This is a genomic window from Streptomyces sp. SD15 (genome assembly GCF_054462255.1).
Map to the genome: position 1 here is coordinate 84,874 of NZ_JBTLMO010000024.1, position 22,198 is coordinate 107,071.

18 protein-coding genes and 2 pseudogenes are annotated in these 22,198 nt (G+C 70.9%); 12 read left to right on the plus strand and 8 right to left on the minus strand.

Annotation, left to right across the window (positions count from 1 at the left end; genetic code table 11):
* Nucleotides 1-139 precede the first annotated feature (139 nt).
* From ACX28W_RS23870 to ACX28W_RS23885, 4 genes are all read left to right on the plus strand, one after another.
* The gene (locus ACX28W_RS23870) at nt 140-2,101 is read left to right on the plus strand and encodes a Xaa-Pro dipeptidyl-peptidase (RefSeq protein ID WP_459001307.1); all 1,962 of its coding nucleotides are present in this window, start codon (nt 140-142) and stop codon (nt 2,099-2,101) included.
* Nucleotides 2,101-3,375, plus strand: a complete 1,275-nt coding sequence (locus tag ACX28W_RS23875) for a M14 family metallopeptidase (protein ID WP_459001308.1) — start codon at nt 2,101-2,103, stop codon at nt 3,373-3,375. The genes ACX28W_RS23870 and ACX28W_RS23875 overlap by 1 nt, the downstream gene beginning before the upstream one ends.
* Nucleotides 3,376-3,526: 151 nt before the next feature.
* Entirely contained in the window at nt 3,527-4,546 is a 1,020-nt protein-coding gene (locus tag ACX28W_RS23880) for an oxidoreductase (protein ID WP_459001309.1), read from the plus strand.
* A 41-nt stretch (nt 4,547-4,587) separates the two neighbouring features.
* On the plus strand, nt 4,588-6,228 hold the full coding sequence (locus ACX28W_RS23885) for an ABC-F family ATP-binding cassette domain-containing protein (protein WP_459001311.1): 1,641 nt from the start codon (nt 4,588-4,590) through the stop codon (nt 6,226-6,228).
* A gap of 1 nt (nt 6,229) precedes the next feature.
* Here the strand turns inward: ACX28W_RS23885 and ACX28W_RS23890 are convergent, their stop codons facing one another.
* The 3 genes from ACX28W_RS23890 to ACX28W_RS23900 form a co-directional block, all read right to left on the minus strand.
* Complete coding sequence (locus ACX28W_RS23890; RefSeq protein ID WP_459001313.1) at nt 6,230-6,799, minus strand: putative glycolipid-binding domain-containing protein; 570 nt, start codon at nt 6,797-6,799, stop codon at nt 6,230-6,232.
* A 90-nt stretch (nt 6,800-6,889) separates the two neighbouring features.
* Entirely contained in the window at nt 6,890-9,292 is a 2,403-nt protein-coding gene (locus ACX28W_RS23895) for a Tex family protein (RefSeq protein ID WP_459001315.1), read from the minus strand.
* 88 nt (nt 9,293-9,380) lie between these two features.
* A complete protein-coding gene (locus ACX28W_RS23900) occupies nt 9,381-10,247 on the minus strand; it encodes an SCO6745 family protein (RefSeq protein ID WP_459001317.1) in 867 nt (288 codons plus the stop codon).
* 62 nt (nt 10,248-10,309) lie between these two features.
* Between ACX28W_RS23900 and ACX28W_RS23905 the strand changes: the two are divergent.
* Nucleotides 10,310-10,456: pseudogene (locus tag ACX28W_RS23905) on the plus strand (DJ-1/PfpI family protein); the annotation flags it as partial.
* 24 nt (nt 10,457-10,480) lie between these two features.
* On the opposite strand, the gene ACX28W_RS23910 reads toward ACX28W_RS23905, so the two are convergent.
* Nucleotides 10,481-11,224, minus strand: a complete 744-nt coding sequence (locus ACX28W_RS23910; protein ID WP_459001319.1) for an enoyl-CoA hydratase/isomerase family protein — start codon at nt 11,222-11,224, stop codon at nt 10,481-10,483.
* Between the two features lie 146 nt (nt 11,225-11,370).
* Here ACX28W_RS23910 and ACX28W_RS23915 point away from each other — a divergent pair, with 146 nt between their 5' ends.
* Nucleotides 11,371-11,907, plus strand: a complete 537-nt coding sequence (locus tag ACX28W_RS23915) for an HdeD family acid-resistance protein (RefSeq protein ID WP_459001320.1) — start codon at nt 11,371-11,373, stop codon at nt 11,905-11,907.
* A 174-nt stretch (nt 11,908-12,081) separates the two neighbouring features.
* On the plus strand, nt 12,082-12,588 hold the full coding sequence (locus tag ACX28W_RS23920; protein ID WP_459001356.1) for an ATP-binding protein: 507 nt from the start codon (nt 12,082-12,084) through the stop codon (nt 12,586-12,588).
* 9 nt (nt 12,589-12,597) lie between these two features.
* Here ACX28W_RS23920 and idi read toward each other — a convergent pair whose 3' ends face one another.
* The 4 genes and pseudogenes from idi to galE form a co-directional block, all read right to left on the minus strand.
* The gene (gene idi, locus ACX28W_RS23925; RefSeq protein WP_459001322.1) at nt 12,598-13,191 is read right to left on the minus strand and encodes an isopentenyl-diphosphate Delta-isomerase; all 594 of its coding nucleotides are present in this window, start codon (nt 13,189-13,191) and stop codon (nt 12,598-12,600) included.
* A gap of 124 nt (nt 13,192-13,315) precedes the next feature.
* Nucleotides 13,316-14,345: pseudogene (locus ACX28W_RS23930) on the minus strand (class I SAM-dependent methyltransferase).
* A gap of 201 nt (nt 14,346-14,546) precedes the next feature.
* Entirely contained in the window at nt 14,547-15,485 is a 939-nt protein-coding gene (locus ACX28W_RS23935; RefSeq protein ID WP_459001324.1) for a cation diffusion facilitator family transporter, read from the minus strand.
* 142 nt (nt 15,486-15,627) lie between these two features.
* Complete coding sequence (gene galE, locus ACX28W_RS23940) at nt 15,628-16,608, minus strand: UDP-glucose 4-epimerase GalE (protein ID WP_459001325.1); 981 nt, start codon at nt 16,606-16,608, stop codon at nt 15,628-15,630.
* A 319-nt stretch (nt 16,609-16,927) separates the two neighbouring features.
* Here galE and ACX28W_RS23945 point away from each other — a divergent pair, with 319 nt between their 5' ends.
* From ACX28W_RS23945 to ACX28W_RS23965, 5 genes are read left to right on the plus strand one after another with little or no spacing between them, the layout of a single operon-like run.
* A complete protein-coding gene (locus tag ACX28W_RS23945) occupies nt 16,928-18,724 on the plus strand; it encodes a DUF5941 domain-containing protein (protein WP_459001358.1) in 1,797 nt (598 codons plus the stop codon).
* Nucleotides 18,721-19,473 carry a phosphocholine cytidylyltransferase family protein gene (locus ACX28W_RS23950; RefSeq protein ID WP_459001326.1) on the plus strand — a complete coding sequence of 251 codons (753 nt, stop codon included), beginning with the start codon at nt 18,721-18,723 and terminating at the stop codon, nt 19,471-19,473. Before ACX28W_RS23945 ends, ACX28W_RS23950 begins: the two co-directional genes overlap by 4 nt.
* Complete coding sequence (locus ACX28W_RS23955; protein WP_459001328.1) at nt 19,461-20,522, plus strand: iron-containing alcohol dehydrogenase family protein; 1,062 nt, start codon at nt 19,461-19,463, stop codon at nt 20,520-20,522. The genes ACX28W_RS23950 and ACX28W_RS23955 overlap by 13 nt, the downstream gene beginning before the upstream one ends.
* Nucleotides 20,500-21,282 (plus strand): CDP-alcohol phosphatidyltransferase family protein, encoded by a 783-nt coding sequence (locus ACX28W_RS23960; protein ID WP_362065952.1) that lies wholly within the window; start codon nt 20,500-20,502, stop codon nt 21,280-21,282. The genes ACX28W_RS23955 and ACX28W_RS23960 overlap by 23 nt, the downstream gene beginning before the upstream one ends.
* Nucleotides 21,279-22,163 (plus strand): glycosyltransferase family 2 protein, encoded by an 885-nt coding sequence (locus ACX28W_RS23965; protein WP_459001329.1) that lies wholly within the window; start codon nt 21,279-21,281, stop codon nt 22,161-22,163. Before ACX28W_RS23960 ends, ACX28W_RS23965 begins: the two co-directional genes overlap by 4 nt.
* Nucleotides 22,164-22,198 lie beyond the last annotated feature (35 nt).

The window sequence follows — 22,198 nt, forward strand, 5'->3', positions numbered from 1 at the left end:
GCTCCTGTCACACGATCGCCATTCGGCCGACATGAGCCACTCCGCCGCACCGGCCACTTCGCCGCACAAGCCCATTCCTTCGCGTGAGTGCTCCAAGGGCCCCCTTTTACACAGGAGTTGACCGGGGTACCGTCCGCGCATGCCGACACCAGCGCGCCGCATGCGCTTCACGACCTGGAGATCGCTCGCGATGGCGGCCACGGCCGCCTTGATGGCCGCCTTCCTCACCCCCGCCGCCGCACACGGCGCCCCGCGGGAGAGCGCCCCGATCTACTCCTACGAGAGCGCGATCCGCGAATCCGTTTGGGTGGACACCGGCCTCGACGGCGACAGCGACGGGAAGACCGACCGCGTCGCCGTCGACATCGTCCGGCCCCGGGAACTCGCCCAGCAGGGCCGCAAAGTCCCCGTGATCATGGACGCCAGCCCGTACTACTCCTGCTGCGGACGCGGCAACGAGAGCCAGCTCAAGACGTACGACGCGAACGGCAACGTCGTCCAGATGCCGCTGTTCTACGACAACTACTTCGTGCCGCGCGGCTACGCCTTCGTCGGAGTCGACCTGGCCGGAACCAACCGCTCCGACGGCTGTGTGGACGTCGGCGGACGTTCCGACATCCAGTCCGCGAAGGCGGTCGTCGACTGGCTCAACGGCCGGGCCAAGGCCTACACCTCGCGCTCCGGTAGCGACCGGGCCAAGGCGGGCTGGACCAACGGCAAGACCGGCATGATCGGCAAGAGCTGGGACGGCACCATCGCCAACGGCGTCGCCGCCACCGGTGTCGAGGGCCTGAAGACCATCGTGCCGATCAGCGCCATCTCCTCCTGGTACGACTACTACTTCTCCCAGGGCGCCCCGCTCTACGACTCGGGCCCGGACTGGCTCTCCGACTACGTCGACAGCCCTGACGCCCGTACCAAGTGCGCCGCCGTGCAGCAGAAGCTCGTCGACGAGGCGCCGCGCACCGGCGACTGGACCTCGCTGTGGACCGAGCGCGACTATGTGAAGGACGCGAGCAAGGTCAAGGCGAGCGTCTTCCTGATCCACGGCTCGCAGGACCTCAACGTCCGTATGGAACACGTCGGTCCGTGGTGGGACGCCCTCGCCAAGAACGGCGTCGAGCGCAAGATCTGGCTCTCCCAGACCGGTCACGTCGACCCCTTCGACTTCCGCCGCGCCGACTGGGTCGACACCCTGCACCGCTGGTTCGACCACGAGCTCCTCGGCTACGACAACGGCATCGACGACGAGCCCATGGCCGACATCGAGCGCCACCCCGGCCAGTGGGTCACCGCCGCCGTCTGGCCGCCCCGCTCCACCCAGGCGACGACCCTGCGTCCGGGCGAGGGCACCCAGGCGGGCGTCGGCATCCTCGGTCTCCGCAAGAGCGAGGGCACCGAGACCTTCACCGACGACCCGCAGCTGAGCGAGACCGACTGGGCGGCGCACATCGACCGGTCCACCTCCGAGAAGGCCGGGTTCGTCACCAAGCCGTTGACCCGGGACCTGCGCCTGTCCGGCTCGTCCAAGGTGACCGTCACCGCCACCCCGACCACCTCGACCGCCCACCTCTCCGCGGTCCTCGTCGACCTCGGTCCGGACACCATCCGCGACTACGCCGCCGCCGGCGAGGGCATCACCACGCTCACCGACCGCACCTGCTGGGGCCCGAGCACGACCGGCGACAGCTCCTGCTTCAAGGCCACGCAGGCGAAGACGACCGACGTCGACTACACGGTCCTCAGCCGTGGCTGGGCCGACCTGGGCACCTACGCCACCGCCGGGAAGGGCGTCCCGCTCACCCCGGGCAAGGCGTACACGATCACCCTCGACCTGGCCGCAACCGACCACGTCGTCCCTGCGGGCCACCGGCTCGCGCTGATCGTCGCGGGCACCGACAAGGACCTCATCGACCCCCCGTCGAGCACGCCGACCCTGACCCTCGACCTGTCCCGTACGTCGGCCCGCGTACCGCTGGTCGGCGGCGCCGAGGCCTTCTCGAAGGCGACCGCGGGCTCCACCGCGGCCGAGAGCACATCGGTTCTCGACGGTGTACGCGACCCGCGCACCGCCCTCCGCGTCCCTGGAGACAGCCCCTGATGACACTCCGAACGCGCGCCCTTGCCGTGGCGGTCATCGCCACGGCTCTGGCGGCCCCCATGCTGACGATCACACCGGCGTACGCGTCAAAGACCCCGCCCCGCACCGGATTCGAACAGTCCAATGGCGCCCGCTGGACCGGCCAGCCCGAGGAGCAGGACTTCCTGGCGGCCGTCGACAAGGCGAGCGACCGGGTGTCCGTGACCCGGATCGGTACGACCAAGCAGGACCGCCCGCTCCAACTCGTCCGCGTCGGCACGCACCGCACGGCGACCACCGTGCTCCTGGTGTGCAGCCAGCACGGCGACGAACCGTCCGGGCGCGAGGCCTGCCTCACCACGATCCGCGACCTGGCGTACGCGAAGGACCAGCGGACCCGGAAGTTCCTCGCCACCACCACCCTGCTCGTCGTTCCCACCGCCAACCCCGACGGCCGTGCCGCCGACACCCGCGGCAACAGCGACGGTGTCGACATCAACCGCGACCACCTCGCGCTGCAGACGGCCGAGGCACGCGCGATGGCCAAGGTGGTGCGCGACCGCGAGCCCGATGTCGTCTACGACCTGCACGAGTACGGGGCCACACCCAAGTACTACGACAAGGACCTCTTCGATCTCTGGCCGCGCAACCTCAACACGGACGCGGTCGTGCACGACGAGGCTCAGACCCTGTCGCAGGCGTACGTGCGGCCCGCCGCACAGCAAGCGGGGTACACGACGGGCACCTACGGCATCTGGACCGACCCCGTGACCGGCGATCCGATCAAACAGACCGCCGGGGACGGGCAGGAGCGCATCCTGCGGAACATGTCGGGCGTCAAACACTCCGTCGGCCTGCTGATCGAGAGCCGCGTCGACGCCCCGGCCGGCGTCGACGAACCGACCAACAACCGGCGCCGCGTCGACTCCCAACTGGCGGCACTCGGCGGCCTGTTCGGCTTCGCGGGAGAGCGGGGCACAAGAGTCGCGGCGGCGACGGACGCGGCCCGGCTCGCGGGCTACCGCGACACCGGCCCGGTCTACGTCGGCGGCGCGGACAACGACCCGGCCGAAACCTCCGAGGTGATCCAGAACCCGCCCTGCGGCTACCGGCTCACCGCCGACCAGTACGCGGACCTCGGCGACGAACTCGCCCTGCACGGCGTGCGGGTACGGCCTGAGGGCGACGGTGTACTCGTACCCCTGCGCCAGTCCCTGCGCGCCCTTGTCCCGCTGCTTCTCGACGAGCGCGCGCCGTACCACCTCACGGCAGGGGAGCCCGCCCCCGACTGCTGAGCGCCAGGAGCGCTCTCTCCACGGCGGCCGGGCCTCGCCCGGTGCGAGCCCGGCCGCCTCCCGCGCACTCCCAGGGGCGCGCGGGCAGAGCCCACGCGCGAAATATGTCATGCCGTGCTCACATCGCTCCCACTCTGGGGATACTCACAGCATGTCTGCCGAGTACGCGACCTTCGGCCTGGCACCGGCGATGCGTGCCGGTGGAGTCCTCGCCAACGGTGACTACCAAGTGCACCGGGATTTCGTCGACTTCATTGTCGAGGGGCGCCCGCTGCTGTACCAGCTCTCCGACCTCGACGCGGTGTCCCCGCTCGCCTCCGACGTACCGCCCGCTATCTTCACCGCCCAGGTCCGCAGCCTCCTTCTGGAGGCCGAGGCTCCGCTCGACGGCGGCCGGTACGTCATCTACGGCTGCCCCGAATGCGAGGGCATCGAGTGCGGTGCCGTCACCGCCGTGATCGAAAAAACCGACGACGACTATGTGTGGCGCGACTTCGCCTGGCAGACCGACGAGCGGGTCGATCTGGGCCTCAACGGCTACCACGGCATAGGGCCGTTCCGCTTCCGCGGCGCCGAGTACCGCAGCGCCCTGAACTCGCTGCTCAGCGGCGACTCCGGGGCACGGCGTCGGGTCCTCCTCATCGGCGCCCGCGTCGCCGTGCTCGCCAAGCTCGCCGCCGCCCTGCGCACCATCGGCATCGGTGCCGACATCACCCACGACGCCACAAATGTCCCGGCCGACGAGCTGCGCACCTACGGCGCGGTGGCCTTCGGGCGCGCCGTCGGCGAGCGGGAGCGCGCCGCCGTACGGCAGTCCTTCGAGCGGGCCGGAGTCGAGGTCGCGTACGTCGACGGCCTGGCCCCGATCGTTCCGCTCCTCGTCGCCCAGATAGAACACGCGCTCGACCGCAGCCCCAGCGAGCTGCGCCGTCTCACCCGCCTCGTCGCCGCGGACGGCGAGGCCGGCATCGAGGTCACCTCCACCTGCCGGGTCCAGCTGACCGCGTACCGCCTCGACCGCCTGTACCGCACCCACACCCAGGAGGTCTTCGACGGGATCCTGGAGGCGGGTCGGCACCGCGTCGCCCTGGACGCCAAGGCCGTGAAGGGGGAGTCCTTCCTCGTGGCGCGGACGTCGGGGAGCGTGCTGGTGGCGGCGATGGCCCACTGAGATCCGAGGAGGGCGGCCGGGCCGTTAGGATCGGCCTTCTGATGACTGCCACTCTCGTCGCCAAGAATCTCGCCGCCGGACACGGCGACCGCTCGCTCTTCGCCGGGCTCGACCTCGTCGTCGCGCCCGGCGACGTGATCGGACTCGTCGGTGCCAACGGCGCCGGCAAATCCACGCTGCTGCGGCTGCTCGCCGGGCTGCTCACGCCGGAGCAGGGGGAGCTGCGCCTCTCCCCGCCGTCCGCGACCGTCGGGCATCTGCCGCAGGAGCCGGAGCGGCGGGAGGGCGAGAGCGTACGGGAGTTCCTGGCGCGGCGTACGGGCGTGGCCGAGGCCCAGCGGGTGATGGACGAGGCGACGCAGGCGCTGGTCGACGGAGCACCGGGCGCGGATGACGCGTACTCGACGAGCCTGGAGCGCTGGCTCGACCTCGGCGGCGCCGACCTCGACGAGCGCGCCGAGGAGGTTGCCGACTCCCTCGGGCTCGGTGTCGACCTCGACCAGCCGATGACCTCCCTCTCAGGTGGCCAGGCGGCCCGCGCGGGCCTCGCCTCCCTCCTCCTCTCCCGCTACGACGTCTTCCTGCTCGACGAACCCACCAACGACCTCGACCTGGACGGCCTGGAACGACTCGAACGCTTTGTGTCCGGCCTGCGCGCGGGCACCGTCGTCGTCAGCCACGACCGCGAGTTTCTGACCCGCACGGTCACCAAGGTGCTCGAACTTGACCTCGCGCAGCAGCAGATCACGCTGTACGGCGGCGGATACGAGGCGTACCTGGAGGAGCGCGACACCGCGCGCCGGCACGCCCGCGAGGACTTCGAGGAGTACGCCGACAAGAGGTCCGCGCTCGAAGGCCGCGCCCAGATGCAGCGCTCCTGGATGGACAAGGGCGTGAAGAACGCCCGGCGCAAGGCGAGCAACGACAACGACAAGATCGGCCGCAAGTTCCGTAGCGAGGCCAGCGAGAAGCAGGCCGCGAAGGCCCGGCAGACCCAGCGCATGATCGAACGGCTCGATGTCGTCGATGAGCCGCGCAAGGAGTGGGAGCTGCGCATGGAGATCGCGGCGGCACCGCGCTCCGGCGCGGTCGTCGCCACCCTGCGGGACGCCGAGGTGCGGCGCGGCGACTTCACCTTCGGTCCCGCGACGCTCCAGATCGACTGGGCGGACCGGGTCGCCGTCACGGGCGCCAACGGCGCCGGCAAGTCGACCCTGCTGGGCGCCCTGCTCGGCCGCGTCCCGCTGGACGCCGGCCACGCCGCCCTCGGCCCCGGCGTGGTCGTCGGCGAGGTCGACCAGGCCCGCAAGCTCTTCCACGGCTCCGAAGCCCTGCTCGACGCGTTCTGCGCGGCCGTCCCCGACACCGAGCCGGTCGAGGTCCGCACCCTGCTGGCCAAGTTCGGCCTCAAGTCGGAGCACGTCCTGCGCCCGGCGGCGACGCTCTCGCCGGGGGAGCGCACCCGCTCGGCGCTGGCACTGCTCCAGGGCCGTGGTGTCAACCTCCTCGTCCTCGACGAGCCGACCAACCACCTCGACCTCCCGGCGATCGAACAGCTGGAGTCGGCGCTCGACTCGTACGAGGGCACGCTGCTGCTCGTCACCCACGACCGCCGCATGCTGGACGCCGTCCGCACCACCCGCCGCCTGGAGGTGGCGGCGGGCAAGGTCACGGAACGCTGACCTACGCGGTGGTCAGCCGTCGCGCCATCGTGGGGTAGTCGACGACATACCCGTCCGCGTCGAGCTCCAGGTCACTGCGGTAGTCGCCGGAGGCGAAGCGGACACGCCCGCCGTCTGCGTGCCGCCCGAGATGCGTGTACATCTGCTGCGACGCCCGCACCGTCAGCTCCGGCACCGACACCCAGGCCATCAGGAACTCCCGCTCGCCCGGGCCGAGGTGGAGTCCATGGCGCAGCACCGGCATGGTGTTCGTGAGCGGGCACAGGCCCAGGTCGCAATCGAGGGCACCGCCGAGGTCGGGAAGCCATTCCCCGTCGGCGGTCCAGTGGCCCTCCCCGTCGTGCCGTAGATCGAGGGCGCGCGTGCCCGCGGCCGTCTCGGCCGTCACGCGCAGCCGACGGGTCACGAAGCCGTCGGCGGTGTCGAGTTCGTACGAGATCCAGTACGGCTCCGGAGTGGTCCCGACCGCACGTCCGCGCGCCGACAGTGCGCCGGCGCCGGACGTGATCCAAGAGGTCTCGTACCCCTTGCTCTCCGTGACTACCCAGGTGATGACACGCGAAGTGACCATGGTGTCACTTTAGGGAGCGCCCCGAAGACGCGCGAAGAACTGCGCGACGAGCCACGAACTACTCGCAGCGCAGCAACGCACCTCCAGAACTCAACGCCTCCCCTTCTTGGGGTCGACAAGCCCCGCCCGCCGCAGCGCGTCGGCCATCGCACTGTTGGCCGGCGGCGGCGCGGCAGCCTGCCGAGCCCCGCCGCCACCGCTCCCACCCGCACCACCACGCGCCTGCCGCGGCTGCTGCTGCCGCTGCTGCGGCGGACGGCCGCCACGCTGCGGGCGTCCACCCCCAGCCTGCTGATCCGCCGGGGCCGCCTCGTCGTCCAGCCGCAGCGTCAGCGAGATCCGCTTGCGCGGAATGTCGATGTCGAGCACCTTCACCTTGACGATGTCGCCCGGCTTCACCACGTCCCGCGGGTCCTTCACGAACGTCTTCGACATCGCCGAGACGTGCACCAGACCGTCCTGGTGGACGCCGACGTCCACGAAGGCCCCGAAGGCGGCCACATTCGTGACGACCCCTTCGAGCACCATCCCGGAGGTCAGGTCGGAGATCTTCTCGACGCCCTCCTTGAAGGTGGCCGTCTTGAAGGCGGGCCGCGGGTCGCGCCCCGGCTTCTCCAGCTCCTTCAGGATGTCCGTGACGGTCGGCAGACCGAACGTCTCGTCCACGAAGTCGGTCGGCCTGAGCGAGCGCAGCACACCGGTGTTGCCGATCAGGGAAGCGACCGCGCTGCCCGCCGTCTTCACCATCCGCCGCACCACGGGGTATGCCTCCGGGTGCACGCTGGACGCGTCCAGCGGGTCCTCCCCGTCCCGGATCCGCAGGAAGCCCGCGCACTGCTCGTACGCCTTCGGGCCGAGCCGGGCCACGTCCTTGAGCGCCTTACGGGACCGGAAGGGGCCGTTCGCGTCGCGGTGGGTCACGATGTTCTCGGCGAGGCCGGAGGTGATCCCGGAGACGCGGGAGAGCAGCGGCGCGGAGGCCGTGTTCACGTCCACGCCCACGCCGTTCACACAGTCCTCGACCACCGCGTCCAGCGACCGGGAGAGCTTCACCTCGGACAGGTCGTGCTGGTACTGCCCGACGCCGATGGACTTCGGGTCGATCTTCACCAGCTCGGCGAGGGGGTCCTGGAGCCGGCGCGCGATGGACACGGCGCCGCGCAGTGACACGTCCATGTCGGGGAGCTCCTGCGAGGCGAACGCCGACGCCGAGTACACCGACGCCCCCGCCTCGGAGACCATCACCTTGGTGAGCGTCAGCTCCGGGTGCTTGGTGATGAGCTCACCGGCGAGCTTGTCCGTCTCGCGGGAGGCCGTGCCGTTGCCGATCGCGATCAGCTCGACCGCGTGCTCCTTGGCGAGCCGGGCGAGCTTGGCGATGGCCTCGTCCCACTTGTTGGCCGGGACGTGCGGGTAGATGACGTCCGTCGCGACGACCTTGCCGGTCGCGTCGACGACGGCGACCTTCACGCCCGTACGGAAACCGGGGTCCAGGCCCAGCGTCGTGCGTGTGCCCGCCGGGGCGGCGAGCAGCAGGTCCCGCAGGTTCGCCGCGAAGACGTTGACCGCCTCGTCCTCGGCGGCCGTCCGCAGCCGCAGCCGCAGGTCGATGCCGAGGTGCACGAGGATGCGGGTCCGCCAGGCCCAACGGACCGTGTCCGTGAGCCACTTGTCGGCGGGACGGCCACGGTCGGCGATCTGGAAGCGGTGGGCGACGATCCCCTCGTACGAGGACGGGCCGGGCTGCTCGGAAGGCTCCTCGGGCTCCAGAACGAGGTCGAGGACCTCCTCCTTCTCGCCGCGCAGCAGGGCGAGGACGCGGTGCGAGGGCAGCTCCTTGAAGGGCTCGGCGAAGTCGAAGTAGTCGGCGAACTTGGCGCCCGCCTCCTCCTTGCCGTCCCGCACCTTGGCGGCCAGCCGCCCGCGCACCCACATGCGCTCGCGCAGCTCGCCGATCAGGTCGGCGTCCTCCGAGAACCGCTCGGTGAGGATGGACCGGGCGCCGTCGAGCGCGGCCTGCGGATCGGCGACGCCCTTGTCGGCGTCCACGAAGGCCGCCGCCGCGGCGAGCGGGTCGACCGACGCGTCGCCGAGCAACCCGTCGGCCAGCGGCTCCAGGCCTGCCTCCCGCGCGATCTGCGCCTTCGTGCGCCGCTTCGGCTTGAACGGCAGATAGATGTCCTCGAGGCGCGCCTTCGTCTCGGCGCCCCGGATCTGCGCCTCGATCTCCTCGGTGAGCTTGCCCTGCTCGCGCACCGATTCGAGGATCGCCGTGCGCCGCTCCTCCAGCTCCCGCAGATAGCGCAGCCGCTCCTCGAGCGTGCGCAGCTGCGCATCGTCGAGCATCTCGGTCGCTTCCTTGCGGTAGCGGGCGATGAAGGGCACCGTCGAACCGCCGTCGAGCAAGTCGACGGCGGCCTTGACCTGCCGCTCCCGTACGCCGAGCTCCTCGGCGATCCTGCCTTCGATGGACCCTACGAGGGGTGTCGTCACGATCCCGTACCGCCTTCTCCACTGAGGTTGCGCGGCAATTGTGGCAGGTGGCACCGACAATGGGGGATCAGGGCGCCGATCGGCGCTGTCAGCCTTTGCCGATCATGCCCTCGGGGAACGCGCCGGCCGCGAGCGCCGCCGTCAGCAGACCCAGCGCCAGCTCGGTGAGGCGTGCCACGCCCGCGGAGCCCAGATGCTCGTACGGGGCGCGGTCGAGCCGGTCCGTCCGCGCCTCGATCTCCTTGCGCAGGGCCACTCCCGCCTGAGTCAACTCGCCCTGGGCGTCGAGCAGTCCGCGCTCGCGCAGCCGCCCGACCGCCGCGTCCCAGTCCGCGCGCGACCAGCCGCGCGTGCCCAGCGCCCACTTCGGGGCCATGCCCTTGCCGGTCGCGGCGTGGCTGACCAGGGCCTCGACCGGGTCGAGTTCCGCGTCGAGCAGCACCGCGAGATGACCGTCGCCGCGGTGCTCGCGCAGCAGCGTGGCCGCGTGCCAGAGCGCGAGATGCGGCGCGTCGGGCACGGGCAGGTCCGCGTGCGCGGCGTACAACGGGCGCGCGGTCCTGCCGCAGGCCTCGGTGGCCCGCAGGGCGAGCTCCGCCGCCTCGGCCACCTCCTTGGATGCGAGGACGTCCTCGCCGAGCAGCCGCCGCAGCGTCGCGTCGACGGCACGCGCGCGTGCCGCGAGCACGGTCTGGGGCGAGGCCGCCCGCCACACCTCGGGCAGGTGCTTCGCCACCAGCTCGTGGCGGAAGTTGTAGAACGTCGCCGTCACCGTGCCCGGACCCACCGGCCCCATGGCCGCCGCCCGCACGGCGAAGTACGCGCCCCGCTCGTCCTCGATCCCGACCGCGGCCAGCTCCCGCCCCAGGTCAGGCGAGAAGTAGTGCGTCGAGTGCAGCGGGTTGAGGACGTTGTGGCAGCGCCGCGCGGCGCGCTCCGGCAGAGGAGTGGTCATGCCACGCACGTTACCGACTAGTCGGTACGGGAGGAATGGCAGGGCGCGTCATGGCAGGAAAGAGGATCGCCGGCGACGAGCACGCCCAGGCCGTCCAGCTGCTGACCGAGTACGACCCGCAGCCGCCCTACGACGCCGGATCCCCTGGAAAAGCGCCCGCGCACCTCGTCGAGGAGTTCCGCACGAGCAGCCGCTTCAGCCTCACGTAGTCCAGGTGGGCAGACGCTTCCGCCTTACGTGGTCCAGGTAAAACGCGGCTGCCTGCGCTCCAGGAACGCGGCGACGCCCTCCGCGGTGTCGCCGCTGCCCCGCGCCTGCTGAGCCCAGTACGTGTCCCGGTCCGTCCGCCCGTTCGCGAACTCCTTGGCGGCCGCCTGCGTCAGCAGCGACCGCGCGGCCAGCACGCGCGTGAACTCCCCCACCCGCTTGCCGAGTTCACCCTCGGGCAGCACCTCGTCCACCAGACCCGTGCGCAACGCCCGCTCCGCGTCGATCAACTCGCCCGAGAACAGCAGATACTTGGCCGCACCCGGACCCACCAGTGACACCAACCGCCGGGTGGAGGAGGCCGGATAGACGATCCCCAGCTTCGCCGGAGTCACCCCGAACAGCGACCCCTCCTGCGCGAACCGCAGATCGCAGGCCGCCGCGAGCTGGGACCCGCCGCCCACGCAGTACCCGCGGATCGCGGCCAGCGTCGGCTTGGGGAACGCGGCCAGCGCCTCCTCGGCGAGCACGGCGAGACCCTGTGCCTCGTCCGGGGATTCCCGCAGCGTCGAGATGTCGGCCCCCGCGCAGAACGTGCCGCCCTCGCCGGTGAGCACGAGCGCGCGCACGGCGGGGTCGGCGGCCAGGCCGTCGAGCAGGGGTGGCAGCGCCCGCCACATGTCGGCCGTCATGGCGTTGCGTTTGGTCGGGTGGTGGATGACGACGGTGGCGACCCCGTCGCCCACACTGTGCAGCAGCTGCGGCTCCATACGCCGGATGCTATCCGTATCCGTCGAACGTACGATCAAGGAGGGAAAGGCGCGAGGAGGCGCTCACGGCCAAGTCCAAGGCGGCCGGGCCGAAGGGCGAAAGCGCCCGGCTCACCCGCAGTTTCGGCTGGCTCGCAGCGTTCGGCGTGATCCTTGTGATCGCGGGACTCGTCGGGCTCGTCTATACCGGGGTCGCCACGCTGACCTCGATGATCCTGTTCGGCTGGCTGCTCCTGATCGGTGGCGCGGTCGGACTGCTGCACGCGATCCAGGCGCGCGGCACCAACTTCTTCTGGCTCGGTGTGGTGGTCGCCGCCCTGAACATCGCGGCCGGCGTGGTCGTCATCCGGCGACCGGACGCCGCGGCTGAGGCGCTCACGATGTTCGCCGCCCTGCTGTTCCTGACCGGCGGGGTGTTCCGGCTGGTCGGCAGCCTGGTGGTGCGTGGCCCGCAGGTCGGCTGGACGCTCCTGCAAGGCGCCTTCGGCCTGCTCCTCGGCATCCTGGTGCTGGCTTCCTGGCCCAGCAGCAGCAAGTACGTCATCGGCTGCTTCTTCTCGCTCGCTCTGCTCTTCGACGGACTGGGCCTGATCGCCGCGGGCTTCGGCGGGCGGCGCATCGTGAGTCTGGTCTCGGGGAACGAATCGGGCGAGCCCGGGGGCAAACCCGTACAACCCGAATAGTTCCCGAAGCGGACACAACAGCGGCGGGACCAGTCGCACAGTCAACCGTGCCAGGCGCAGGCGATCAGAAGCCGTCGATACCCGCTTACTTCTGGTCAGGCATCCGGTCCGAACCAGCGCGTTACCAACACTCGACGTGTGGTGACAATCGAGCGCAAGGGTGGCGACCGGACGATGGAGAACCACGGGCGGGGGTTCGACTCCCGTCCCGAAGGCGGCGGGGACGGGCCTCCCGACCGGAGAGCACCGGGTCCGCTGCCGTATGAGGGGGTGTGGCGGTTCACCGCTCCCGCTGTCGACGCCTCGGTTCCGCAGGCCCGACACGCCGTTCGTGACCTGCTGTGGCGCCAGGGTGTGCCGGTCTCGGACGACCTTGTCCAAGGGCTGCTGCTGATCGTTTCCGAACTGGTCACGAACGCCGTCCGGCACGCGGCACTCCTGTCGCCGATGCTCGCCGTGGAGGTCGCCGTCGGCGCCGAGTGGGTGCGGGTCTCGGTGGAGGACAACCACCCCTACCGTCCGACCGCTCTGGAGGCCGATCACGGCCAGACCGGAGGCCGCGGTCTGCTCCTGGTGCGGGAGGTCACCAGGGAGTCGGGCGGGGTGTGCGACGTCGAGCACACGGCGAGCGGCGGCAAGGTGATCTGGGCCGCCCTGCCGCTCACTCCGAGCGTCGTGTAGCGGGACGGGCTACCAGCCCGCGGACGGGCCGGTCAGCTCCCTGATCGCCGGACGGGCCGCGTCCAGGACGGTCATGAACCACGCCGAGAAGGTGTCCTTCGCGTGCCGCTCCGCCAGCTCGGCCGCGGTTACGAAGGCTGTCGCCCCGACCTCCTCCGGGTCGGGGCGCAGCGGTGCCTGCACCATCCCGACGAAGAGGTGGTTGTACTCCTGTTCCACCAGGCCCGACTCCGGGTCCGGATGGTTGTAGCGGACCGTGCCCGCCTCGGCGAGCAGCGACGGGGAGACCCCGAGCTCCTCGTGCGTGCGCCGGGCGGCCGCCGCGAAGGGAGCCTCGCCGGGGTAGGGGTGACCGCAGCAGGTGTTGGACCAGACACCGGGGGAGTGGTACTTGCCCAGGGCGCGCTGCTGGAGCAGCATCCGGCCGCGCTCGTCGAAGAGGAACACGGAGAACGCCCGGTGCAGCTGCCCCGGCGCCTGATGGGCGGCGAGCTTCTCCGCCGTGCCGATCGTATTGCCGTCCTCGTCGACCAGCTCGAGCAAGATCGCTTCAGCGGTGCCGTTCGACGAACTGTGCGTCGCGGTGGCAGGTGTGATCGGCATACCCATCCTTCGCATCGGTCTTCGAGCCCCAAGTCTGCCGTACGAAACCGGCACTCCCGGCACTTCGCGGCTCCCCGCATGTCCCGCCCCGGGCTCGCGGGGCGGGACACGCGGACGACGTACGTCAGCTGCCGTCGGCGGCCGGATACCTGATCGTGCCCGGTGCCACGGACGAGGAACCGTCCAGGACAGGGGGCGTCAGGTGTTCGGCCGGCCCTCCGCATCCGGGCCGGATGCCGTACACCGAAGCGGGCAGGAGACCGAGCCTCGGGTAGTACCCGGGCGCATGGGTACGAGGACGAGGCGCGCCGCCCGCGCGCATGCCGCCTCCGGCACCGCGCGTACGACGACCACTCCCGTGCCGTGGACGTACGGCGCCGGGAGTGGCCTTCGCGCGGGACGCCTCAGCCGTCGGCGCGGACCGGACGCAGGACGTAGCCCGCGTAGCCGTACTCCCTCCCGTGCTCGCGGCGCATCGCGATCTCCGCCCGGGTGCCCGCGACGGCCTCGGCCATGCCGGGACGCGTGACGTCGGCCGCGTCCGCGTGGGCGGCGAGCGGCTCGTAGTACTCGTCCCAGTCGGACTCCGGCTGGGGATACACGCCGAGTACGCAGTACCCGGCGTCGAGTGCGGCCCGGGTGTTCTCCTCGGTGGTGCGCAGCAGCCCCTCCCAGAAGGCGATGGCCTGGGCGGACGGCGTGTCGGTGGTCCACACGCAGTCGGTGAGCACCAGCGTGCCGCTGGGGGCAAGCAGGCGGCGCCAGGAGCGCAGCGCGGTGTCGAAGCCGATCAGGTAGGCCGAGCTCTCGGCCCAGATCAGGTCGAACGAACCGTCCGGACAGGGGAGTTCGCCCATGTCCCCGTTGACGGTGTGGATCGACGCGGTGAGGCCCTGTGCCTCGGCGGCCGTCCGCAGTTCGTCGAGGAACGGTTCGTGCAGATCGACGGCCGTGACCTCGGCCGCGGCCTCGGCGGCCAGCAGCAGCGCCGACCGGCCGGGCCCGCAGCCCAGATCGAGCACGCGCGGACGTGCGGGCAGCGGGCCCGCGAGGGACAGCAGATGACGCGTCGTGGCGTCGGAACCGGGGCCCTGCCGTGGCAGTCCATGGTGCAGGGCGAAGAAAGCCTCGTGGGAGGCGTCATGGTCGGACAACGTGAGAAACCTTCGGATGCGGGGGCCCGGGCCGCCGCGCACGCCGCTCGGCGTGGGTCAGCCGTGGACCCGGAGGATGGGGACGCACCTGTCGTCGCCGCACATGGCAGCGGCATGCGGGACAGTCATCAACCCACCTCTTCCTCGGATCGGGGTCACGCTAGCACCGGACGTGAAGGGGCCGCATTGCATTAATGGGCATCAATGGCAGAGCTTCGCCTCGTGCTCCGCGTGCCCGCTCGGCTCCAGCTGGAAGGTGCAGTGCTCCACGTCGAAGTGGTCACCCAGGCAGCCCTGGAGCTCGTGGAGCATCTTCTCGTGGCCTATGGCGTTCAGGACGTCGGAGCTGACGACCACGTGGGCGGAGAGGACCGGCATGCCGGAGGTGATGGTCCAGGCGTGCAGATCGTGGACGTCCTCGACGCCGGGCAGCGCCACGATGTGGGCGCGCACCTCCGCCATGTCGACGTTCTTGGGAGCCGCCTCCAGCAACACGTCGAGCGTCTCGTGGAGCAGCTTCCAGGTGCGCGGGACGATCATGAGACTGATGAGGATCGAGGCGATCGGGTCGGCGGCCTGCCAGCCGGTGCTCATGATCACCACCGCGGAGATGATGACCGCCACCGAGCCCAGTGCGTCCGCCACCACCTCCAGGAAGGCGCCGCGCACATTCAGGCTGTCCTTCTGGCCGCGCATCAGCAGCGTGAGCGAGATCGTGTTCGCGACCAGGCCGATCATGCCGAACACGATGGTCAGGCTTCCCTCGGTGGCGGCGGGCGTCACGAAACGGTTGATCGCCTCGTACAGGACGTAGCCGCCGACACCGAGCAGGAGCAGACAGTTGGCGAGCGCGGCGAGGATCTCGGCCCGCGCGTAGCCGAACGTGCGCCTTCCGCTGGGCGGGCGGCCCGCGAAGTGGATCGCGAGCAGCGCCATGCCGAGGCCCACCGCGTCCGTCGCCATGTGCGCCGCGTCCGCGACGAGCGCGAGCGAATCGGCGAGGACACCGCCGACGATCTCGACCACCATCACGGTGAGCGTGATCGACAGCGCGACGCGCAGTCTTCCGCGGTACGCGGCTGTCGCCGTGCCGGTGGTGGGCGCGCCGTGCGCGTGCCCGTGATCGTGTCCAGCCCCCATGGAAGCCGCCTCCTGTGCTCTGCCCGGGATCACAGTGAACTACGGGTGGGGGGTATCGGGCAACGCGGCACTGAACACCGTTGTCATATGCTCTGACCTGCGGAAACGATCCGCAGGTCAGAGGGGCGGAGCCGGGACGCGATCACTGGTCCTGAGTCCGGGGCCGGTGCAGCAGCCACCCCTGCCAGGCCGACTCGACCATCTCGCGCACCTCGCGCCGCGCACCCCAGCCGAGCTCCTCGGCGGCCAGCGCGGCCGAGGCGACCGCGCGCGGGGCGTCACCGGGGCGGGGCGGCTCGACGACCGGCCGGCGACTGTCGCCGCTGACCTCCGCGATGAGCGTGAGGAGTTCCCGTACCGAAACGCCCTCGCCGCGGCCGATGTTCACGGTCAGGTCGCCCGTCGCGCCGCCGGCCAGCCGCCGGGCCGCCGCGAGGTGCGCCTCGGCGAGGTCGGCGACGTGGATGTAGTCACGGACGCAGGTGCCGTCCGCCGTCGGATAGTCGTCCCCGAAGATCCGCGGGGCCTCGCCGCGGGTGAGGCGGTCGAAGACCATCGGGATGACGTTGAACACACCGGTGTCGGCCAGCTCCGGTGTGGCCGCGCCCGCCACGTTGAAGTAGCGCAGACACACCGTCGCGATGCCGTGCGCCCGGCCGGCGGCGCGCACCAGCCACTCGCCGGCGAGCTTCGTCTCGCCGTACGGGCTCATCGGGGCGCAGGGGGTGTCCTCCGTGATCAGGTCGACGTCCGGATTGCCGTAGACGGCCGCGGACGAGGAGAACAGGAACCGCTTGACGCCCGCCCCGGCGGCCGCCTCCAGGAGCGTCGCCAGACCGCCCACGTTTTCCTGGTAGTAGCGCGTCGGCTGGGCCACGGACTCGCCGACCTGCTTGCGCGCGGCGAGATGCACCACGCCCGTCACCGCGTGCTCCGCGAGGACGCGCTTGAGCAGTTCCCCGTCCAGCGACGAGCCCTGGACCAGTGGAATGGTCTCCGGGAGCCGGTTCGCCACTCCGGCCGACAGGTCGTCGAGGGCGACGACGCGCTCCCCGGCCTCGGCCATCGCCCGCGCCACGTGTGCCCCGATGTATCCGGCTCCGCCGGTGATCAACCATGTCATGGACGCCCACCCTATGTCGGTTCTGTGCCGCGCCCGCCCTGTCCCGCTGCGAGCCGGAGCACGGGGTTACGTCCGCGATGCCGTGAATGAGCCGGTCTGGGAGTGCGGTTTGTGGCACGAGCCCCGGATCCCTGATGATGATCGTGGCGGAGGCGGCTACGCAGACCTGGCTGATCGGGCCGTGAACGGGCGGTGAACGCCGGATTCTCATCATCCGATAGCCTCTGCCGACATGCTGCCCGGCCACCCTCGGCACGGGGCCATCCCACCACGCACATGCCCGGCGCGAGGCCGCGTCGGCACTCAGGGAGTGAGTTCGCTGTCGACCGCCATCCTCACCGGTCAGCCGGTCCCCGGATCGTCGCTCGAGAGCGATCTGCGGTCGCTCGGCTTCGACGTGCGGCTCGCCGCCGAGGCCGGTGACGTCGAGTCGCTCCTGGCAGCCGTACCGGCCGGCCGGCGCGTCGCCGTCGTCGACGCCCGCTTCGTGGGCCACCAGCACGCCCTGCGCCTCGGCCTCACGGACCCCCGGTTCCCGGCCTCCGCGCTGCCCGGCGCCGTATCGGTGCAGCCCGAGGCCCGCCGGGCGCTGACCCGCGCTGTGGCTCGCGAGAGCTCCGCCTCCGGCGGCCTCGCCGTCGCCACCGAGAATCTTGCCGAGCGCATCATCGCGGACCTCGACGCGGACGGCGTAGCCGTGCACCGCCCCGAACTCGGCACGCTCGTCGCCGCCGTCCCCACCGACCCGCAGGAGCGCAACGAGGCCCGGCAGGCCGTCTCGGCCGTGGACGACGAGGCCGTCCGACTGCGCAGCGCCGTGAAGGCCCGTGACGGCTTCTTCACCACGTACTGCATCAGCCCTTACTCGCGCTACATCGCCCGCTGGTGTGCCCGTCGCGGCCTGACGCCGAACCAGGTCACCACCGCCTCGCTCCTCGTCGCGCTGATCGCCGCGGGCTGCGCCGCCACCGGCACCCGCGCCGGGTTCGTCGCGGCCGGTCTGCTGCTCCTGTTCTCCTTCGTCCTGGACTGCACGGACGGACAGCTCGCCCGCTACTCCCTGCAGTACTCCACCCTCGGCGCCTGGCTCGACGCGACCTTCGACCGAGCCAAGGAGTACGCCTACTACGCGGGCCTCGCCCTCGGGGCGGCCCGCGGCGGCGACGACGTATGGGCGCTCGCCCTCGGCGCGATGATCCTGCAGACCTGCCGCCACATCGTCGACTTCTCCTTCAACGAGTCGAACCACGACGCCACCGCCAACAGCAGCCCCACCGCCGCCCTCTCGGACAAGCTCGACAGCGTCGGCTGGACGGTCTGGGTGCGCCGGATGATAGTCCTGCCCATCGGCGAGCGCTGGGCGATGATCGCCGTGCTCACGGCGCTGACGACCCCCCGCATCACCTTCTACGCGCTGCTCATCGGCTGCGCGTTCGCCGCGACGTACACCACGGCGGGGCGTGTCCTGCGCTCGCTGACGCGCAAGGCGCGGCGCACCGACCGCGCCGCCCAGGCGCTGGCCGACCTCACCGACTCCGGCCCGCTCGCCGAGCTGCTGACCCGCTTCACACGCGGCGTCGCGAGCCCCGGACCGGCGTACGTCGCCCTCCTGGCCGGAACTCTCGTGGTGCTCGGCGCGGCGCTCGCCCCGTACGGCAGCTGGTGGCCCGTGCTGGGCGCCGTGATCTACGTACTCCTGTCACCCGTGGCGCTCGCGCGGCCCCTCAAGGGAGCCCTCGACTGGATGGTCCCGCCGTTCTTCCGGGCGGCCGAATACCTCACCGTTCTGGTACTGGCCGCCAACGCGGAGGTGAACGGAGCGCTTCCCGCAGCTTTCGGCCTGGTGGCCGCCGTCGCCTACCATCACTACGACACGGTGTACCGCATCCGCGGCAACGCCGGCGCGCCCCCGCACTGGCTGGTGCGGGCGATCGGCGGGCACGAGGGCAGGACGCTGCTGGTCACCGTCCTGGCCGCGCTGCTCACCGGCGCACAGTTCAAGGTCGGGCTCACGGCGCTGGCCGTGGCCGTGGCGCTGCTGGTGCTCGTCGAGAGCACCCGCTTCTGGGTGTCCTCCGGGGCGCCCGCCGTACACGATGAAGGAGAACCCGCATGATCGGCCTTGTGCTGGCGGCCGGCGCCGGACGGCGTCTGCGTCCCTACACCGACAGCCTCCCCAAGGCTCTTGTGCCGGTTGGCCCCGCGGGCATAGAGGACAGCATCACGGTTCTCGACCTGACGCTCGGCAACTTCGCCGAGATCGGTCTGAGCGAGGTCGGCATCATCGTCGGCTACCGCAAGGAAGCCGTCTACGAGCGCCGGGCAGCCCTCGAGGCGAAGTACGGCCTCAAGATCACCCTCATCGACAACGACAAGGCCGAGGAGTGGAACAACGCCTACTCCCTGTGGTGCGGACGTGACGCCCTCAAGGACGGTGTGATCCTCGCCAACGGCGACACCGTGCACCCGGTCTCCGTCGAGAAGACGCTGCTGGCCGCCCGCGGTGACGGCAAGAAGATCATCCTTGCCCTCGACACGGTGAAGAAGCTCGCCGACGAGGAGATGAAGGTCGTCGTGGACCCCGACAAGGGCGTCCAGAAGATCACCAAGCTCATGGAGCCGTCCGAAGCCACCGGTGAGTACATCGGCGTCACCCTCATCGAGGGCGACGCCGCCGCCGACCTGGCCGACGCCCTGAAGACGGTGTGGGAGACCGACCCGCAGCAGTTCTACGAGCACGGCTACCAGGAGCTCGTCAACCGCGGCTTCCGGATCGACGTGGCGCCGATCGGCGACCTCAAGTGGGTCGAGATCGACAACCACGACGATCTCGCCAAGGGACGGGAGATCGCGTGCCAGTACTGACGAGGCTCATCCCCTCGCCGGTGGTCGTCGACATCCGTCCGGGGGCTCTGGACGATCTGGCGAGTGTGCTGTCCGACCAGCGGATCTCACACTCGGGGAAGCTGGCCGTCGCGGTGAGCAACGGCTCCGGCGCCAGGCTGCGCGAGCGGATTGCCCCGGCCCTGCCGGGCGCCACCTGGTACGAGGTCGGCGGCGGCACCCTCGACGACGCGATCGAGCTGGCCGGTGCCATGAAGGCCGGGCACTACGACGCGGTCGTGGGTCTGGGCGGCGGCAAGATCATCGACTGTGCGAAGTTCGCCGCGGCGCGCGTCGGCCTTCCGCTGGTCGCCGTGCCCACGAACCTCGCCCACGACGGCCTGTGCTCGCCCGTCGCGACCCTGGACAACGACGCGGGCCGCGGCTCGTACGGTGTGCCGAATCCCATCGCGGTCGTCATCGACCTCGATGTGATCCGTGAGGCTCCGGTGCGGTTCGTGCGCGCCGGTATCGGTGACGCCGTGTCGAACATCTCCGCGATCGCGGACTGGGAACTGGCCAACCGCGTCAACGGCGAGAAGATCGACGGCCTCGCCGCCGCGATGGCACGCCAGGCCGGTGAGGCCGTGCTGCGGCACCCGGGCGGCATCGGGGACAACGACTTCCTCCAGGTGCTCGCCGAGGCACTGGTCCTCAGCGGTATCGCCATGTCGGTGTCGGGCGACTCGCGGCCTTCGTCGGGCGCCTGCCACGAGATCAACCACGCCTTCGACCTCCTCTTCCCCAAGCGCGCGGCGAGCCACGGCGAGCAGTGCGGGCTGGGCGCGGCCTTCGCGATGTATCTGCGGGGGGCGCACGAGGAGTCGGCGTACATGGCCGAGGTGCTGCACCGCCACGGACTGCCGGTGCTGCCGGAGGAGATCGGCTTCACGGTGGACGAGTTCATCCAGGTGGTGGAGTTCGCTCCGCAGACCCGGCCCGGCCGCTACACGATCCTCGAACACCTCGACCTGAAAACCCACCAGATCAAGGACATCTACTCCGACTATGCCAAGGCCATCAGTAGCTGAACTTCGCCCCGTCGTTCACCCTGCAGGGGTGAAGGACCGGCGCAGCGGTGAGCACTGGGCGGGACGCCTGTACATGCGAGAGATCTCGCTGCGCTGCGACCGCTACCTGGTGAACACCAGGATCACGCCCAACCAGCTCACGTACCTGATGGTCGTCGCGGGCATCCTGGCGGGCGCGGCACTCCTCGTGCCCGGGCTCGCCGGGGCGCTCCTGGGCGCCGTACTCATCCAGCTCTATCTGCTGCTCGACTGCGTCGACGGCGAGCTCGCGCGCTGGCGCGGACAGACCTCGATCACCGGCGTCTATCTGGACCGCATCGGCCACTACCTGTCCGAGGCGGCCCTTCTCGTGGGCTTCGGTCTGCGCGGCGCCGACCTGTTCGACGGCTCCGAGAGCCCGGAGTGGCTGTGGGCCTTCCTCGGCACCCTGGCCGCGCTCGGCGCGATCCTGATCAAGGCCGAGACGGACCTGGTCGATGTGGCGCGGGCCCGCAGCGGCCTGCCCGCGGCCAAGGACGAGGCGGCCACGCCGCGCACCTCCGGGCTCGCCCTGGCCCGCAAGGCGGCGGCGGCCCTGAAGTTCCACCGTTTGGTCGGCGGCGTCGAGGCCAGCCTCTTCATCCTCTTCGTGGCGATCCTCGACATGATCGGCGGCGACCTCTTCTGGACCCGCCTCGGCATCGCGGTCCTGGCCGGCATCGCCATCCTGCAGACCCTGCTGCACCTCGTGTCCATCCTCGCCTCGAGCAGGCTGCGGTGAGCGCCCCGATGAAGGTCGGCGCGGTCATCATCACGATGGGCAACCGCCCCGCGGAACTCCGGGCCCTGCTGGACTCCATAGCCAAGCAGGACGGCGACCGGGTCGAGGTGGTCGTGGTCGGCAACGGCTCGCCCGTTCCGGACGTCCCCGCGGGCGTGCGCACGGTCGAGCTGCCCGAGAACCTCGGCATACCCGGCGGCCGCAACGTCGGCATCGAGGCCTTCGGCCCCGGCGGCACCGACGTCGACATCCTTCTCTTCCTGGACGACGACGGCCTCCTGGCCACTCTCGACACGGCCGAGCTGTGCCGCAAGGCCTTCGAGGCCGCCCCCGAGCTCGGCATCATCAGCTTCCGCATAGCCGACCCCGAGACCGGTGAGACCCAGCGCCGTCACGTACCGCGGCTGCGCGCCGCCGACCCGATGCGCTCCTCACGTGTCACCACCTTCCTCGGCGGCGCCAACGCGGTGCGTACGAAGGTCCTGGCCGAGGTCGGCGGACTCCCGGACGAATTCTTCTACGCCCACGAGGAGACCGACCTGGCGTGGCGGGCCCTCGACGCGGGCTGGATGATCGACTACCGGTCCGACATGGTGCTGTACCACCCCACCACCGCGCCCTCGCGGCACGCGGTCTACCACCGCATGGTGGCCCGCAACCGTGTCTGGCTCGCGCGCCGAAACCTGCCCGCGCCCCTGGTCCCGGTCTACCTCGGCGTCTGGATGCTCCTGACGCTGCTCCGCCGCCCGTCGCGGCCGGCTCTGAAAGCCTGGTTCGGCGGTTTCAAGGAGGGCTGGACCAGTTCGTGCGGGCGCCGGCGCCCCATGAGGTGGCGTACGGTGTGGCGGCTGACCCGACTGGGCCGACCTCCCGTCATCTGACAAGCTCGTTCCTGTGAGCACGTGGGCCGTCCCGC